The organism is Bartonella sp. AC62GZZY (assembly GCF_042196525.1).
GTDB lineage: Bacteria > Pseudomonadota > Alphaproteobacteria > Rhizobiales > Rhizobiaceae > Bartonella.
Window position 1 is genome coordinate 1 of sequence record NZ_JBHIQN010000012.1, and the last position, 17,240, is coordinate 17,240.

Annotated in this window: 12 protein-coding genes and 1 pseudogene; 1 reads left to right on the forward strand and 12 read right to left on the reverse strand. The window is 39.6% G+C overall.

Translation table 11 applies throughout. From position 1 onward, the window contains the following. Positions 1-74: 74 nt before the first annotated feature. The 9 genes and pseudogenes from ACFIML_RS07195 to ACFIML_RS07235 form a co-directional block, all read right to left on the reverse strand. Entirely contained in the window at positions 75-2,411 is a 2,337-nt protein-coding gene (locus ACFIML_RS07195; RefSeq protein WP_375687761.1) for a phage tail tape measure protein, read from the reverse strand. Between the two features lie 131 nt (positions 2,412-2,542). Then, positions 2,543-2,956, reverse strand: coding sequence for a hypothetical protein (locus ACFIML_RS07200; RefSeq protein ID WP_375687763.1), 414 nt, complete (start codon positions 2,954-2,956; stop codon positions 2,543-2,545). Positions 2,957-2,965: 9 nt separating this feature from the next. Continuing rightward, positions 2,966-3,259: pseudogene (locus tag ACFIML_RS07205) on the reverse strand (phage tail protein); the annotation flags it as partial. Between the two features lie 201 nt (positions 3,260-3,460). After that, positions 3,461-3,706, reverse strand: a complete 246-nt coding sequence (locus tag ACFIML_RS07210; RefSeq protein ID WP_375614747.1) for a DUF4170 domain-containing protein — start codon at positions 3,704-3,706, stop codon at positions 3,461-3,463. A 45-nt stretch (positions 3,707-3,751) separates the two neighbouring features. Continuing rightward, positions 3,752-4,555 (reverse strand): 3'(2'),5'-bisphosphate nucleotidase CysQ, encoded by an 804-nt coding sequence (locus tag ACFIML_RS07215; protein ID WP_375607339.1) that lies wholly within the window; start codon positions 4,553-4,555, stop codon positions 3,752-3,754. Next, positions 4,542-5,873, reverse strand: a complete 1,332-nt coding sequence (locus tag ACFIML_RS07220; RefSeq protein WP_375607338.1) for a TldD/PmbA family protein — start codon at positions 5,871-5,873, stop codon at positions 4,542-4,544. Before ACFIML_RS07220 ends, ACFIML_RS07215 begins: the two co-directional genes overlap by 14 nt. 1,112 nt (positions 5,874-6,985) lie before the next feature. Beyond that, positions 6,986-7,435 (reverse strand): hypothetical protein, encoded by a 450-nt coding sequence (locus ACFIML_RS07225; RefSeq protein ID WP_375607337.1) that lies wholly within the window; start codon positions 7,433-7,435, stop codon positions 6,986-6,988. 544 nt (positions 7,436-7,979) lie between these two features. After that, the gene (rsmD, locus tag ACFIML_RS07230) at positions 7,980-8,546 is read right to left on the reverse strand and encodes a 16S rRNA (guanine(966)-N(2))-methyltransferase RsmD (protein ID WP_375607336.1); all 567 of its coding nucleotides are present in this window, start codon (positions 8,544-8,546) and stop codon (positions 7,980-7,982) included. Next, positions 8,527-9,927, reverse strand: a complete 1,401-nt coding sequence (locus ACFIML_RS07235) for a pseudouridine synthase (RefSeq protein ID WP_375687765.1) — start codon at positions 9,925-9,927, stop codon at positions 8,527-8,529. Before ACFIML_RS07235 ends, rsmD begins: the two co-directional genes overlap by 20 nt. A gap of 269 nt (positions 9,928-10,196) precedes the next feature. Here ACFIML_RS07235 and ACFIML_RS07240 point away from each other — a divergent pair, with 269 nt between their 5' ends. Beyond that, entirely contained in the window at positions 10,197-10,643 is a 447-nt protein-coding gene (locus ACFIML_RS07240; protein ID WP_375607334.1) for a nucleoside deaminase, read from the forward strand. Positions 10,644-11,309: 666 nt separating this feature from the next. Here ACFIML_RS07240 and ACFIML_RS07245 read toward each other — a convergent pair. The 3 genes from ACFIML_RS07245 to ACFIML_RS07255 all read right to left on the reverse strand — a co-directional run bounded on the left by ACFIML_RS07245 (position 11,310) and on the right by ACFIML_RS07255 (position 17,021). After that, positions 11,310-11,795 carry a hypothetical protein gene (locus ACFIML_RS07245; RefSeq protein WP_375608058.1) on the reverse strand — a complete coding sequence of 162 codons (486 nt, stop codon included), beginning with the start codon at positions 11,793-11,795 and terminating at the stop codon, positions 11,310-11,312. A 178-nt stretch (positions 11,796-11,973) separates the two neighbouring features. Then, entirely contained in the window at positions 11,974-14,889 is a 2,916-nt protein-coding gene (gene ileS, locus ACFIML_RS07250) for an isoleucine--tRNA ligase (protein WP_375615341.1), read from the reverse strand. Between the two features lie 248 nt (positions 14,890-15,137). Further along, positions 15,138-17,021 (reverse strand): outer membrane beta-barrel protein, encoded by a 1,884-nt coding sequence (locus tag ACFIML_RS07255; RefSeq protein WP_375687767.1) that lies wholly within the window; start codon positions 17,019-17,021, stop codon positions 15,138-15,140. Positions 17,022-17,240: the final 219 nt, after the last annotated feature.

Below are 17,240 nucleotides of genomic sequence, written 5' to 3' on the forward strand. Positions count from 1 at the left end.
AGTCCACATAAAAAAGATGTGGTCCTAACATCAGCAAAGGATCTCTCATAGACGCCCTCCCCTTGATTGTATCATTACTCTGTCCCGCCATGCAGCGCATTAGCGCGTGCCCGTTGCAAAGCATGGGCAACCGCACGACCAGTGGCCATGGGATCACGCACGCCATTGACGTGCACCGTGACATTTTGATTGTGTGTGATGGGGGAACGGTCTTTGTCTCTTTGCTCTCTCACAGATGAATTTACAGGAGAAGCTCCCGCAAATTGCACGATGGGTTGGATGGCTGTTTTACCCCCCAAAAAACTTGGCAAAAACTCTCTTACATCAATGGAACCAATCCACCCCTTCATGCGGCTAGGCAAAGATTTACAAAAATCCATCAATTGTGAGATAGATGACATAAAGCCATCGACAATCGAATTAGCCAGATCTTCGCCCGCTTGTTCCATACCAGCCTTGGCACTCTCCGAGAGCTTTTCCTGTGTAAAAAAACTCTTCAACCATTGCCAAAAGTTGGAAAAGCTTCGTTTAACGCCCTCCCACAAATTGCCAAACCACTCGACAACAGAGGAAAGTCCTTGTTTAAACTTTTGCCAATGGGAAGAGAAGTCGAAAGCAGCAGCAATGATGTTTTTCCATTTGGTTATGGTGGTAGTATCGGCACCAAAAAAGCGCATAACGGCTTCAAAGGCACGCCCCCAAGCCCGAGATACCCCCTGTGCAAAGCCTTTGACAAATGAAGAAAAACGATCCCAATATTTCCACAAAGCAAAACCAGCAGCAAGGATGACCGCCACAACAGCAGCAATGACCGCCCCGATCGGAGTAAAAATACCCCCCACAACAGAGGAAAGACTTGCCCCAACCACTTCGATCACTGTCCCCATCCAACCAAAAGAGGCAGCAAATGCACTTCCTGAGACAGCAATCCCCCGTAAAGCCCCCACAAGTAAAGTCATTGGGCGAAGAAGACGCAGTGCACTCCCACCAAGCCCTGCTGCCATTAAACCCAATGAGCGCCCTGCAGCCAATAGCCCTCGCCAGCTTGCAGAAAGACCACGACTAACAGCCCCCATCTTGATAAAAGAGCCTATCAATTGAAGAAGCCCAAGGCGTGTCCCGGCCATAGTAAAGCGCAACACACGCAGAGCAATATTAAAAGCCATAAGGGCAGCAATGGTTTTGATAATGGCGCTTGTTAAAGCAGGATGGGCATTCGCCCATGCCATCAAACCATTGACAAATCCCCCAACACTTTCCATCAAACTGTTGAGAGGAGGCAGAAGCACTTCACCAATGCTAATCCCCAAAGCCACAATGCGGTTTTGTAAGAGTTCAAATTGTCGCATAGCACCGGTTGCTTGTTTGTCGGCTTCTTGTTCTACCGAGCCTTTAAAGACTTGTGGATCTTTCACATAATCTAAAGCTTGCCCTAACAATTCAGGGTTACCCACCAATTTGGCAAAATCGCCGGTAAAATCGCGCCCCGCAATGGCAATCAGCGAACGCATCCCTTGTTCGGATTTGCCCAACACATTAAAAAAGCGCACCAAGGTACCGGTGGCATCTTTGTCGAGATCTTGCATGAACTTTTCGCGGGAAAGCCCAATATTAGCAAAAGCATCTTCAATATGTTTGCCCCCAGCTTGAATACGCGCACTCATCGCATTAAAACCACGCGCGGCACTCTCAGGAACAATCCCAGCAGAAATCATCGCTGTACCAAATGCCGCGGTTTCGCGGGCTGTCAACTTAAACATGGTTGCTGCACCGGTGGCACGATTGGTAAAATCAGACACCTCACTGGCCTTTGCCGCCATGTGGTTAGAGAGATGATTGATGGCATCGCCTAGATCTTCAATGCCTGCTTGATTAAGCTTAAAGACATTGCGCAACTTGGCAAAGCGCTCCCCAATCTGATCCCCCGTCATATCAAAAGCAACAGCCGCTTTGGCTGCATAAATGCTAAAAGCTTCTAAATCTTGTTCACCAATCCCTGCTTGGCTAGCACTGGTCATCAATTCTAAGACTTCACGAGCCGCTAACGGAATCTTGGTGGAAGTTTCAAGCGCAAAACGGCGCAATTCCTTTAAGCGATCAAGGGGGGCATCGAGAACCTTTTCTAATCCCTTCATCGATTGGTCAAATTGCATGGCTTTATAGAGCGGTGCAATTAAGGTTGCGGTTTGCGCAATGGCACCCACCATACGCCCGCGTGCATGATTGAAAGCATTTTCAGCATTCTTTGTCGCATCCTCAAGATGCTCAGGGTCAAACCAATTTTTAAAGTGTTGCCTTGTCTTGTTTTGGAAATGCGCAACATCTGAACTAAAGGCTGCAAGATCTCGCTTAGCAGAAGCGATCCCCTCTTGCAGATGATTGACAAAACGCACAACAAGAGAAACATCCATGATCGCATCTTATCCTAACTTATGGCTTTCATATTCTTGAGCTTTCAGGCGCGCGAGTTCTTCTCGATAAGCAATCACATCCAGCCAATCCATCTGGTTAATTTCTGAAGGCGCCCAGTGATAATAAAGGGCTAGCTCTGCTCCAAATTGTCTGGCAGAGAGGATTGGCGTTGCGGAAAAAAAGCAAAAAAAGCCTTCAATATTGCGACAATATCTATCACATCAACTCGATCAATCAATTCAATAGATTCATGTGACATATCAGCCAAAAGTGCTGTGATGCCTTCTGTTGCCTCACTTGTGAACAAAACTTGAGAAAGCTTCGTGATAAGCACATCATTGCCCAATGTTGTTTTTTGCTCTCCAAACTCAGGAAGCAGCAGCTCTGTCAATTGTGGTCCAATGAGCACCGCTAATTGCTTAGCATGCTTAAAAGTGGGGCGATAAAAGGTCAGTTTCTTGCAGAGAGATTCTTTGCCTCCTTTATCCTGATAAGGAAGCGGAACCTGCAACTCTACATCAATGCTGGTTTGTAAACTTGTCATGATCAATTCCTATAAATTAAGAATAGAGCGGCGACGAGAACCGATCTCTTGCCCATTGCGCACAAGCCAACCGCCCCGTTTAAAGGAAAAGCGATGCAAAACAGAACCATCCCAAAATTCCGTATAGTCCCAAATATTTTTGATCTCGCAATCATAGCCTGTCGCTTTTCCAGCCGTTAAGCCTTCGCTATCCACTTTGACCAACCGCCCTGTCACATCAATGGAATGTTCATGCTCACGCCCATCTTCTTCAGAGATCACATGTTTTTTGCCTGTGAATTTATGATGAAGACCAGGGGGACCACTTATTTGCCTTGCACGGACAACATTATGAAATGAGCTGAGAGCTTTGAAAGATATTTCCTTAAGAAAACATATAGGTTTTAAACAACATGAATATTCTTTGCTACGGCATCTTTTTTTACCCGAATAACAATGCCATGGAAGGGACGATCACAAAAGTATGAAGCAATCTACAGGCTATAATGACCAAATATTTAAGCTTTATTCTGCATTGCTTGATTCAGCATCAAGAAACTGATGCAAATCTACAATGTAATAACGTTGCAATGCATTATCTACACTGCTTTGTGCCTTTGCCTGCCATGCTTCTTGAGCGGATTGATAATCTGAAAAAATACCAACCACATCTAAATCATCAGGATTCTTAAATTGATTACTGTTAAGACTTTTTAATTCCCCACCAAATACAAGATGTAAATATTGTTTTTTTTCCTTTGTTTCAGTCATATGTGCCTCCATATCATTCAAATGATTTTAGCGCTTTTTATGTGATTAAACTAACTTTGCTTGACGAACAACATCTATCATATCCTGACAGCAATTATTTTTACCAGCAATTAAAAGCCCATATTGGTAAGGTTCAATTCCATAAGATAGTAAAGGAGTATCAAGTGATAAAAAACACCCTCCACACTCCTGCAAAATAAGATCAGCAGCGGCAATATCCCATTCATGACAATTTGGACGAACTAATACGATATCAATTTCATCTTGAGCAACAAGAACAATACGATAAGCAAGAGAAGGAAGATAATGGTAAAGACTGACTTGATTGAGAAAATCATCTGGTAATTTTTGTGCGAGCGATTTATCAAGTGAAATTTTATATTTTCGATGAACCTCAAAGGCTAAACGAGGAAGTTTTATTCCATTTAATGTTGCTCCTTCACCCGTTACAGCTGCATAAACATCCCCTTGAGCCGGACATTGTAAAACGCCCACAATAGGACGCCCATTCTCAATAATAGCAACAGAAATACACCAATAAGTACTGCCAGAAAGAAAACCACGTGTCCCATCAATAGGATCAACGACAAAGGAGCGCTTATAATCTTGTTGTTCTCGATTATCTTTTGTTTCTTCTGAAATCCATCCATAATTTGGACGTGCTCCAAGAAGCTTCTCTTTCAAGAAATGATCGACAGCAAAATCTGCCTCACTGACCGGGGAATTACCTTCTTTAATCCAGACATCCAACGTGCATCCAAAATACCGCATTGCTAAATCTCCTGCCTCTCGACAAACGTCACGCAAAAGATTTAAATCAGAAGAATGATGCATGTTATTTTCCTGCAAGTGTCATCCCCTCAATTAACAATGTTGGAGCTGCTGTACCATAACGCCGATCAATATCATTGGCAGGTGTTAAATGTGCTAACATATGAAGCAAATCAGAGCCTAGGGTTACTTCACTCACCGGATAAGCAATTTCACCATTTTCAATCCAAAAACCGGAAGCCCCACGACTATACTGACCAGTAATAAAATCAATGCCATGACCGAATAATTCGGTCACATAAAATCCATTTCGCAAATCTTTTATCATATCGCAAGGCGATACTAAACCCGGTTCAATAGCAAAATTTGTACTGGTCGGCTGCACTAATGATGCCGAACGCATACCGTGTCCATTTGTTTTAAGTCCCAATTCACGCGCTGTAGATGATGAAAGAAGCCAATTTTTTAAAATACCATTTTCAATAATATTGAGTGTTTTCCCCTCTACCCCTTCTCCATCAAAAGGATGAGAAGCATTTCCACGTAATCGCAAAGGTTGATCGGTTACATTAACATTAGGCTTCATCACTTCCTTGCCTAGGAAATTCTGTAAAAGACTCGTTTTTCGAGCCACAGAGGCTCCATTGACCATAGATGCGATATGCCCTGCAATTCCACGAGCTGTACGCGGATTAAAAATAACATCAACGCCCCCAGTCGCCGCACGAACTGCACCCAAACGTCGAACTGCACCAAGCCCTGCATTCTTTCCCACAGTTTCTGCTGCCTCTAAATCAGAAAAATGTAAGGCTGTTGTATAATCATAATCCCGCTCCATCTGTGTTCCTTCACCTGCAAGAGCACTACAAGAACGTGAAAAACAACTGGAACGATAGGCTCCACAAAAACCATCACTGGTCACAAGAATAAGTCCACTACGGCCATAAGCTGTTGCAGCGCCACCAGAATTGCTTACACCTTTAACATCAAGAGCTGCTGCCTCCGTTTTTAAAGCATCTTCTGTTAAAAAATGACTGCTGGGTATAAAATCATCAAAAAGATCAAGATCTTTAGGGTTCTTAACCAAACACTCTTTATCTGCCAAACCTTCAAATAAACTATCGGGAGAAGCTTTAGCCATTGCAATAGCACGTTCCGCAAGTTCTTGCGGATAAGATCCTAAATTAGCAGAAACACTTGCTACTTTTTTTCCAACAAAAACCCTTAGAGTAAAATCATTGCTCTCTGCAGATTCTGTCGATTCGACTTTCCCAAAACGAACAGATACACTGGTGGAATGTGCATGAACAATAACAGCATCAGCAGCGTCGGCCCCAGAACGCCTTGCTGCTTCAACCAATGAAACAGCTTTCTCAATCTGGTTCTTGTCAGTCATTATAGACTCCCTAAAATATTTTATTATTTACATTGATAAGCATTCTGACAAAAGATTATGCACATTTCATGCATTCTTTTTCTTTTAATGCATTAAATCATTTCCTTTTTCGCTTCTTTATGAAAAGATGCAATATGTCGTAAAATCTCTTTAGTTGCAAGATTGCTCATTGGACCTTATCATTTTAGAAGCCAAATCTCCACTGACAATCAAATCAACAGAACATTGACAATTAACAAAAGTCTTAGCAATAACACTTGAATTTAAGCCAAAATCCTCAAAAATTCGAAAAGCATAAAATGATCTAAATCACAGGTCTTCCTTCCTCTGGGTAGTAAAAAACCTACCTCATCTCTTTCCTATAGCATTCTTTAATTTCCAAGCAAGAATCAAGAAAATGCCTTATATTTGTATACACTCCTTTTCTTCTATAAACTCTCTCATAATGAGACGGCACTCTTGTAAATGAAACAAAACTTAAACAGAGTAAAAAATATTTCCTTCCATTATGGTTTCAACAAAATGAGCAGTCATAAACTTCTTTACCCTAATGGGCGTAATATCATAAAGAACTCATTTTTTATATTTAAAAGTAATCAAAGAAATTATATTGTAATCTTTCAATAAAATTAATATTTTGATTTATACTTATAATTTATTGTTTTGTAATTTGTATAAAAAAGCCTAATAGCATAAAATTCTCTTTGTTTCGAACCTATTCATGTTGAGTCAATCACAACTATTTGCGAGCATATCATGAATAAGGGGCATATGAATGAAAACTATTTAAGAAGAAAACAAAATGCCTCTTATGAAGGTTTTAAATGCAAAAGCTATCGCAACGTTAGAAACCAGCAAATATCATGACGATATTGGCCTACATCATAAGAGAAACAATGAGCTTCTGAAACTTTCTCATTTTCAATGAATTTCATAAGATTTTTAGCGCAAAATTAATCCCGTAAGATGATTTGAATCGATTTCAACAGCTAACTAAAAAATGCTCCGTAGCTCATTGGTTTGCCGTATACTCATAACTGATTCCGTTCTAATAATAAGTTACAATTTCTGCACCTTTTTTAAGGTGTTAACTTCTTTATAAACGCACACCCTTACAAGATGGTTTTGTTTTCAGTAAGAGCACGCCTGCTCATTTCAATCATTGCATCGCGAAGATGTAACTTAATTTTTGATCCAATAATCATTCCAAATAAAGGAGCAAGTAAGCCAGAAATAATTACAGTATGACGAATTTTGTTATTTGAAGAACCCGATTTTGTTGAACAAATATATTCATGATTAAAACTCATACGTGTAAAAGGAAGTTTAGCATAATCAGAAAAGCAAATATTTTTTATAACTTTATCAAGTGTAAAAGTTACTGTAGGTCCTTTTTTAGGTTTCATGCGTCCTATAGTGCCTTCTTTGAAAGGACCAGAAAGTTCTACCCACTCAAGTTCACTATCCCAGCAAGGCCATGATGCCACATCTTCCCATATAGCCCAAATTTTCTCAGCACTTGCTTCTGTACTAATTTCTTCACTATATATCCATTTAAACATGATAATCTCCCCTTTTTTATAAATTACTTATCTTTAGTGATAAAAAATAATATAAAAAAGTATCCTTAAAGCTGCACAACGATAAGATACTTAATACTCTCAGATCTACTTAATATGTAATGATTAAATCAACAAGCGATACTACTAAACTAAACACACAAATATTCAGGATAAATGAACAATATTTTCAATACTAAACAAAATATCTTTTTTAAGTTTAGACAATAACAAAAAATAAAAGTTACGCATCATTAAAATATAAATGCAGACTGCATAGCTTAAAGCTTTCAACTGCTGATGAAATGTAATGATTAAGGTATAGCAGAAAGAAATTAGACAAAAAAGATCATAACTATTATCGAGGATATATATATCCTATTGGAGAAAAAACATCCTTCTGTAGTAAAGCTAATAAAACTTCATCAATTCCTTTAACATTAGAATCTTTTATTTACTTTCTGCTTGACCTTTTAAAAACCATATAAAATGAAGAAAACTGTGAAAAAACATTTTTTTATCTTATCGGATAAAAACAAGAACTTTCTCAAGATGTAAGCAATCGTAATTTATAAAGACGTATTGCTGTCTCACCATAAAAACGCTCATCGTCTAGATAAAAAATATCTGGTAAATGAATAATCGTATCTTTCTTTTCTTCGAGCACGAAAAGTGTATCAGCTTTTGCCCAACCTCCTCGCAAAGCTTCTACAAAAGCACGTTCACCTAAACAACGGCTATAGGGAGGATCAGCGCAAATAACATCAAATGGAAGCATTGTTCCAATATTGCCAAGTTTGGTTGCATCACGACGCAAAATCCGTCCAATCCCTTGCAATTCAAAAGCTTCGATATTTTTTTGAAGTACTCCACGCCCCTCAACTGAATTTTCAACAAAAACAGCAGCCTTTGCTCCACGTGAAAGTGCTTCAATGCCTAAAGCCCCCGTACCAGCAAAAAGATCAAGAATGCGTTTATTGGTCCAAAATTGTTCTTCACGGCTAGAAAGAATATTAAAAAGGCTTTCACGTGTACGATCACTCGTTGGGCGAATCGACTGATTAACAGGCGAAAATAAAACACGACCAGCAAATTTACCGCCTATAATCCGCACGTGGACCTCCAAATCGCTTCGAAGTTTTTGCACCATCACTCTGTGATTTAGATTTTTTCATAGAACCACCAAATGTTTTTACTTTTTTCTTTCTCTCAAAAGAACGCTCATCATGACCACCTTTTATCATTTTCTCTTTATCCTTTAAAAAGCGATCTTTCTTACCAAAGGGATGCGTCTCGTCATAAGATATTTTGCCACGTTTTTGAACAAAACTTTCCCTCTTCTCTTTGTGTGACGAACTTTCTTTTAGTTTTTCCTTGCCTCGATGAAAGGACTTTCTACCATCCAAATCGCTCTTATAACCATGCGATTTCTCCTCACTATAGGAAGGCTTTCTACGTGCACTTTGCGGACGTGCACCAGGAGCCATCCAAACATTAGCACGGCGAGAACGCGGTAGAAAACGCTCTACTTTTCCTTCTTCACTTTTCTCCTTTTTTACATTTTCATGAGATTTTGTACTTAATCGTGCGCGACTATGTTCAACAAAACCATCTCTTGAGCGACGTCGTATCACCCTTTCACTTGAGAAAACCCAACCATCATTTGCAACAGAAAGATCTTTCTGGCTTTTCTTTTCTGCAACAACTGCAGAATTTGAAAATGGCTTAAGAATAGGAGCATCAAAATCTGCATTGGCTTGCATAATCAAACGCTCTCCCAACTGATCTCGTAACATCCGCCCTTTTAACTCTTGCACAGCTCCTTCTTCTAAATCAGAGAGATGAAATGGACCATAAGATACACGTATTAATCGATTAACTGATAATCCCAATGCCCCTAAAACATTCTTTATTTCACGATTTTTTCCTTCTCGCAAAGCAACAGAAAGCCATATATTCGACCCTTGTTCGCGTTCAATTGAAGCTTCAATTGAACCATAAAAAATACCATTAATCGCAATACCATTTTTAAGGTTATCCAGCGCACTCTGTTTTACTCTTCCATGAGCACGGACGCGATATTTGCGGACCCACCCCGTTACAGGAAGTTCTAATACACGCGCTAAGCCACCATCATTGGTTAAAAGCAAAAGCCCTTCCGTGTTAATGTCAAGCCTTCCTACAGAAAGAACACGCGGCATTCCTTTTGGTAAATTACTAAATACTGTAGGTCTTCCTTCAGGATCACGGTTCGTGGTGACAAGACCTGCTGGCTTATGGTAAAGCCATAAACGCGTTCGTTCTATAGGAGGTAAAGGTTTGCCATCAACTTTAATAACATCAGAGCGGCTAACATTAAAAGCTGGCGTTTTCACGACTTTACCATTCACAGAAATACGACCTGAAACAATCATCATTTCTGCATCTCGACGCGAAGCAACACCAGCACGCGCTAATCTTTTAGCAATTCGTTCACTCTCATTATTTTCATTCATTTGCGTTTCAAACCAATCTTTGCAAGTATGTTCAGAAAATTATTCACATGCACCATACCGCTTATCCTGAAAAATGAAGTAGCATAATCATTTATCATTTTCTATCCTTTAACGACAATAATGTATCTGTTGACTTGCAAGTTTGTTTTAAACTCTTAAAAAAATAGAGGTATTCTTTTCATTATAAAAGCGTAATAAATTATTCATTCCATAGCATTCCTTATCGAGATAACCTTTAGATTTTCTATACCTTCAGTAGGAAGAATATTATGACTTTGACGCCCATGGAAATAGCCCTTTTAGAAGCGCAAGAAGCTGCAAAAAAAGATGAAGTTCCCGTAGGTGCTATCATTACACGTGGAAAAGCTATCATTGCACGCGCTGGTAACTTTATAAAATCTGCATATGACCCTACAGGACACGCAGAAATACGCGCAATCCGTATGGCTTGCAAAACATTGCAAAGCGAAAGGCTTCCTGATTGCGATCTTTATGTAACACTTGAACCTTGTGCTATGTGTGCTGCTGCCATTTCATTTGCACGCATACGACGTCTCTATTACGCAATAAATGATCCCAAAGGAGGTGCTATAGAAAATGGTCCACGTTTTTATCAGCAACCAACCTGTCATCACAAACCTGAGATTTATTCTGGTTTTAAAGAAAAAGAAGCAGCTCAATTACTTAAAGATTTTTTTGTACAAAAGCGATACTAAAAACAATTCTTCTTCCATAACTTTTACTCTTTAGAAACTATCCTATTTCTTAAAAAAGATTATTCATCCTTCTGATATAGCGAAAGCTATTTTGAAATATTTTTTCTCTCACACTCTTTTAATATTGAATATTATTTCTATAATACAACATATTGATTTATAAAAATAATTCATTGCTTTTTATATAAAATATTTTTATATAAACTATAAAGCTCAAAATATCGTGGAATATTCTCATTTCAAATGACGTTGAATCAATAAAATCTCTTTCTTGGCACTCATAAGTGAGGTTACTGTCTAGATAAAAAACGATTTAGAAAAGACTAAAAATGTCTTTTATGAAAGCTCTCAAATGCAAAAATTGTCACAACATTGGAGTCTGGAAAATAAAATGATGGTATAAGTTCTCTCCTTCATAAGAATAAAGCTGCTAATTTTCAATGGCTTTCACGTTATACTATCCACACAAACAACGTTGTGAAATGGACTTAAAAGATATTTCTGTTAAAAAAGTGACGCCGAACCACTCTCTCGATGCTATAGCCATATTGCTATTTCATGGAAATAACAACCAGCTTGCAGCAGCATTATAACGCTGCATGAACGAGAACTTGGTGTCATAAGTAATGAGAAGAATACTTCGCATACTTTTATTTTGTCTTTTTCTTATCGACCAATAGGTGCAATTTTTGCCGGTTGGCGATAACTTAAAGGTGGTTCAGTGAGATAGCGACGGTATTTTGAACTTCCAACTTGTGCTCTCTGACGACGTAAATATTCTTGTCGTTGCTTCGCACTCAACTGTGAAGGATTTTCTGAACCAGCGCCATTAACTAATGATCGCTTGTGAGGAAAAGGAGTACTTTCCCGATGCTGCTTCGATGCTGCTATTTTATTGACAGATTTATCTTGTTGTGGCACCGGTAAAAACCTGCGTGAACTAGGACTTGGTATTATAAGCTTTGGATGGGGTTTCATAACAATCTGGCTGCTGTTATTTGTTGGTGTTAATGAAGTGATATTAGCAACATCTTCAAAAAACTGTATCGAAACTGGTTTATTGGTACCATAGGTAGGCGCATTACATCCCGTTAAAACAAAGCATATACCTAAAATTCCTATTGGAAATATTTTTACTTCACATTTTCTCACTGCTTATCCCATTTCCTAAGTATATGGCTGATTAATATTCCCGTTATTTATGAGAGAACGGTCCATATACAAATTTCCCCCCCCTGCAGATAAAACAACGGAATTTTTTCGTACCACAAAAAACTATATTCATCAATACGAGAAATATACTTGCATTTCTTTCCTTTGATCTAAAACTTTAAATCTTGCCAAGAATCCGCAATTCCCGCAAAGCAGCTGCATCACGAGCAGATACATCCGGATAAGCTGGATCACTTCCAACATCTTGTGTATAACGCCATGATCGAGCACATTTTTTTCCCAACGCTTTCTTTGGATATACACTAACACCTTCAACATCATCCAAAGTAAACGCATCGGAAGGCATTGTATCCTGCGTAATTGTGAGTGCGCTGGTAATACAGATCTCCGCCATATCCACATTTTCTAATGCCTCTCGTAAAACCAGATTGGAAATAAAAACAATAGGCGCAGCTTCCAAAGAGGATCCAATACGCTTATTAGCACGTTCAAGTTCTAAAGCACCTGTCACAACTTTACGGACCTGCCGAATTTTTTTCCAACGCTCAGCCAAAGATTGGTTTTGCCATTCTTCTGGTACAGAGCGAAATTGTTCCAAATGCACTGATTGGCTTTCTGGGTAACGCTCTAACCAAGCTTCCTCCATAGTAAAAGGCAACATTGGAGCAAGCCATGTTACCATACGCTCAAAAACCTCACGGACAACCTGCAAGGAGGCCTTGCGTTTTTTTGATGAAGGCGCATCACAATAAAGAGAATCCTTTCGGATATCAAAATAAAATGCCGATAACTCAATGATTGAAAAATCCAATAATGCACGCATAATCTTTTTAAAATCAAATTCATCGTAAGCGCGATTAATCAACTGATCAAGTTCAAAAAGCCTATGCAATATAAATTTTTCAAGATCCGGCAGTGCACCATAAGATATTTCTTCTCCATCATCATGTGCTAAAGTTCCAAGCATCCAACGAATTGCATTGCGTAGTTTACGATATGAATCCACATTTGTCTGAAGAATTTTCTTGCCTAAACGCTGATCTTCCCAATAATCTGTTGTCATCACCCAAAGACGAAAAATATCAGCTCCAGATGTTTTAATGATCTCTTGCGGAACAACCGTATTGCCTAAAGATTTAGACATTTTCTTACCATTCTCATCCAAAGTAAAACCGTGTGTGATCACTGCCTTATAAGGAGAGCAAGCACGCGTACCACAGCTTTCCAAAAGAGAAGATTGGAACCATCCACGATGTTGATCAGAGCCTTCAAAATAAACATCTGCAGGCCATTTTAAATCAGCCCGATCTTCTAATACAAAGCTATGGCTTGCTCCAGAATCAAACCAAACATCCAAAATATCATGAACCTGCATCCAAGGCTCATGCGCACGGTCACCTAAAAAACGTTCACGTGCTCCTTCAGCAAACCATGCATCTGCCCCTTCTACTTCAAAAGCCCGTAAAATACGTTCGTTCACGCTTTCATCTTTCAAAACAACACCATCCTCATTCGCAAAAATACAAATAGGAACTCCCCAAGAACGCTGACGAGAAAGAACCCAATCAGGACGATCTTCTATCATAGAGGCTAGGCGGTTTTGCCCAGAAGGTGGTATAAAACGCGTTTTTGAAACAGCATCCAAAGCCCGACTGCGTAAAGTTGAACCATCCCCAAGATCTTTATCCATTGAAATAAACCATTGCGGCGTATTACGAAAAATAACGGGTTTTTTCGAACGCCAACTATGGGGATAGGAATGTTTCAAACGACCGCGTGCAAATAATCGATCTGCTTTAATTAAAGCGTTAATGACCCCTTTATTGGCATCACCCATTTTCCCATTATCATCAATAACACGTGCTGCTCCCCCTTCACGATCCGGTCCCAAACCCGGAACATCTTTCGTATAGAAACCCGCATCATCGACAGGAAATGGTATAGATGAATCAATCCCTGCTTGCTCCAATAGAGGCTTATAAGCATTCCAAATTTCAAAGTCCTCACGCCCATGACTTGGTGCTGTATGGACAAAACCTGTACCAGCATTCTCTGTCACATGCGACCCCTCAAGCAATACTATCTTATAATTATACCCTCCCGCCAAACCTTTGAGTGGATGAGAAAGAGCAAGAGCTTTCAATTCATCAGCAGAAATAACACGCAAACGCTTCAAAACAAGTTTGGCTTTTTCTGCACAACTCATCGCTAGAGCATCTGCAAAGAGAAGCTTTTCTCCCACTTGAGGACCAAAATCATTTTCAGCACTTTCAACTTCGTAAATACCATAAGAAATCTGCGAAGAATAACTCACTGCACGATTGCTTGGGATTGTCCACGGTGTTGTTGTCCAAATGACGACATAAGCACCATATAAATCATCAGAATTTGCTTCAAAAACAGGAAACTTAACCCAAATCACCTCTGATTCATGATCATGATATTCAATCTCAGCCTCTGCCAAAGCCGTACGCTCCACAACAGACCACATCACTGGCTTGGAACCACGATAAATCTGATCTGACATAGCAAATTTTATCAATTCACTAGCAATGCGTGCTTCTGCATGAAAAGCCATTGTAGTGTAAGGCGTGTTAAAATCTCCCACAACACCAAGGCGTTTAAATTCTTCGCTTTGAACGGTTACCCAATGTTGTGCAAATTCACGGCATTCTTGACGAAACTCATTCAGAGGTACCTCGTCCTTATTTTTTCCCTGTGCTCGATATTTTTCTTCAATTTTCCATTCAATTGGAAGCCCATGGCAATCCCAACCAGGAACATAATTTGCATTAAAACCGCGCATTTGGAATGAACGAACAACCACATCCTTTAGAACTTTGTTTAAAGCATGCCCGATATGAATATGACCATTTGCATAAGGTGGACCATCATGAAGAATATAAAATGGACGATCTTTTGCTTGTTGGCGCAATTGCGCATAAAGCCCTATATTTTCCCAATGCGCCATCAATTCAAGCTCTTTTTGTGGAAGACCTGCACGCATGGGAAAATTTGTCTGTGGGAGATAAAGAGTTTTTGAATAATCTATTGTTTCATTTTTCACAGTCATTGTGAAATATTCCTGTCCACTTTTACGAGTTTACTTTTGCATAACTTCCCTGAACCCTGCAACTCTGGTTTTTATCTATAGGGAAAGCCGAGCTTATCATTCGTATTAAGCAGCGATCAGGAAAATATATCATCACACTCTATGGGCTTTATCATGAAATTCACAAGAAAAGAAACCAAAAAGTGATCTTTAAAAAAATAAAGGCTCCACTAACAGTGGAGCCTCTTAGAAATTTACTCTTTAAAAAATTAGAATTTATAAGCTACACCAACACGGAAATCATTGGTTTTGTAGTTAACTTCAAGTTTTTCCTTTGCAAATTTCTTTTTACCAAAATCAGAGTAACGATATTCTGCACGTACAATCACATTATCCAGAAGCGAGAAATCAACACCACCACCAAGTGTGTAACCAATCATGGTTTTTGTTTCATCAGCTAAGTTCTTAGAAGAAACGACTCTTCCATCCTCATCCTTAACGGATATTGATACAGTGTCTTGGAATTGCCCATAAGCAATACCACCAGCGAGATAAGGCATAAAGCGATCAGCAGCAAAACCAATACGGACCCGTGTAGCACCACCCCAATTTTGCTTGAAAGTATGATTTAAAGTTTCAGCTTCATCCTCTTGACCAAGACCAAGTTCAGAAGCCATCTTTTTTATTTGTTCTATACCATATACACTGGAATTGTTCTTATCCACCGCTTGTGTACTTTGTGCACCGTGTCCAGCCATATTCTGTCCACCATGAGAACGAGAAGCATGTGGATTAGCACCAGAGCCATGCCCACCTGCATGAGATGCACCATGCGAATTAGCATTTCCGCTACCATGGGCGCCATGATGACCTCCCTGTTGAGCTCCGCTTGTTCCATTGGAAGCTTTTGCTGTTTCAGAAGATGATCCTGATCTCGCGAGGACAAGTGATGAACTCGGTACTGTTTTTTCTGCTGCTGATGATTGTGATACAGATTGTACCGGTGTAGGTGCTTTTACTGCTGGCTGACTTGCTTCTGTTCCTGTTGATGATCTAGAAGATAGTGGTATTTTTTCAACCATTTTCGCAGACCTTCCTCCACTTGACTCTACTGCTGTTGATCCTGTTACTGTGCTGGAAGATGTCGGGTCAGATGCTGCTAATGATTCTGATCCATTTACTACCGTGCTCGCCAATGCCAATCCTTTATCTGACTTTAAAGACGATTGTGACTGCACTGATCTTGTCCCTGTGCTGGGAACTGTTACTTTAGATGCAGAAGTTAATTGTGCCGTGCCGTTTAACTCTGTTACTACCGTTGACGTCCCTCCTGTTTGTAACTTTGCCGATTGGCCGGAGGAAGTTTGCTGCGCCACTGATCCTGCAGGTTTTGACGGGCTTGATGGTAGTGCTGATACGCTTGGCGTTCTTACTTCTGTTTTAGGATTAACATCGCCACCACCACTAGTTCTTACTAATGACTCTGATCGCTGTGTTCCTGCTTGCAATTGTTGCGTTGGATTTTCTGAGGCAGGTTTTGTCGAAGCAGGTTTTGTCGAAGCAGGTTTTGATGAGCCGACTTGTGACGTTACTTGCTCCGTTTGTGTTGTTGCTGCTGATGTTAGTGTAGTTCCTGCATCTACTACTTTTGATGCAGATCGTCCTGAAGCAGCTGTTTGTATTGATGTTACTTCTTGTGTGCTTGGAAGTATTGGTGTTCCTGCGGATCTGCGGGATCTTACGACTGCATTTTCTACTGTAGTGTTATCAGCCACTCCTATAGTAATGGTCTTTGTGTGTTTTTTTCCAGATATCATTAAATCCGTATCGATGCCAAAAATAAAGTTATCACCGAGATCAATATTAGAACCTGCATAAAAACCACCTACAAAACCTGAAAGTTTAGGAGAGAACTCTTTATCTAGTGGTAAACTCTTTTCTTGACCAACAAGAGCCATATCAGCTTTGCTCGAAAAACCACCAGCTTGGACACCTAAATAAAGACCTGTCCATGAAAAAGTAGGCGCAACAATGGCAGAAGAAGAAGCAGTCGATGATGCTGGTTGATGAGGAATCATAACATCAGCAGCTAGTGCTGTAGACGCTGAAATTAAAGAAAAAATAGACGCTGTTATTAAACGTTTTGTATTCATAAAATCTCTCCAAATATCCAAAATGAAATGTATATAGAGCATCTTTTTTGAAATATCTGTAGCAAAAATGACACACTCACAAAAAAATAAAGAATTTTTGAAGATTATCAAAATACAACTCTCAAGAATAATTCTTGTGCAATAAACAAATTATATCAAATTTTTTTAAACAAAAAGCGCGTTGCAATCACCTGTTTTGAAGCCAATGTATGCATGTGT

What these genes read in the sequence shown, in the direction of transcription:
- ACFIML_RS07195 (WP_375687761.1), bottom strand. Translation starts at nt 2,411, where the DNA reads ATGGATGTTTCTCTTGTTGTGCGTTTTGTCAATCATCTGCAAGAGGGG.
- ACFIML_RS07200 (WP_375687763.1), bottom strand. Translation starts at nt 2,956, where the DNA reads ATGACAAGTTTACAAACCAGCATTGATGTAGAGTTGCAGGTTCCGCTT.
- ACFIML_RS07210 (WP_375614747.1), bottom strand. Translation starts at nt 3,706, where the DNA reads ATGACTGAAACAAAGGAAAAAAAACAATATTTACATCTTGTATTTGGT.
- ACFIML_RS07220 (WP_375607338.1), bottom strand. Translation starts at nt 5,873, where the DNA reads ATGACTGACAAGAACCAGATTGAGAAAGCTGTTTCATTGGTTGAAGCA.
- ACFIML_RS07225 (WP_375607337.1), bottom strand. Translation starts at nt 7,435, where the DNA reads ATGTTTAAATGGATATATAGTGAAGAAATTAGTACAGAAGCAAGTGCT.
- ACFIML_RS07235 (WP_375687765.1), bottom strand. Translation starts at nt 9,927, where the DNA reads ATGAATGAAAATAATGAGAGTGAACGAATTGCTAAAAGATTAGCGCGT.
- ACFIML_RS07240 (WP_375607334.1), top strand. Translation starts at nt 10,197, where the DNA reads ATGACTTTGACGCCCATGGAAATAGCCCTTTTAGAAGCGCAAGAAGCT.
- ileS (WP_375615341.1), bottom strand. Translation starts at nt 14,889, where the DNA reads ATGACTGTGAAAAATGAAACAATAGATTATTCAAAAACTCTTTATCTC.
- ACFIML_RS07255 (WP_375687767.1), bottom strand. Translation starts at nt 17,021, where the DNA reads ATGAATACAAAACGTTTAATAACAGCGTCTATTTTTTCTTTAATTTCA.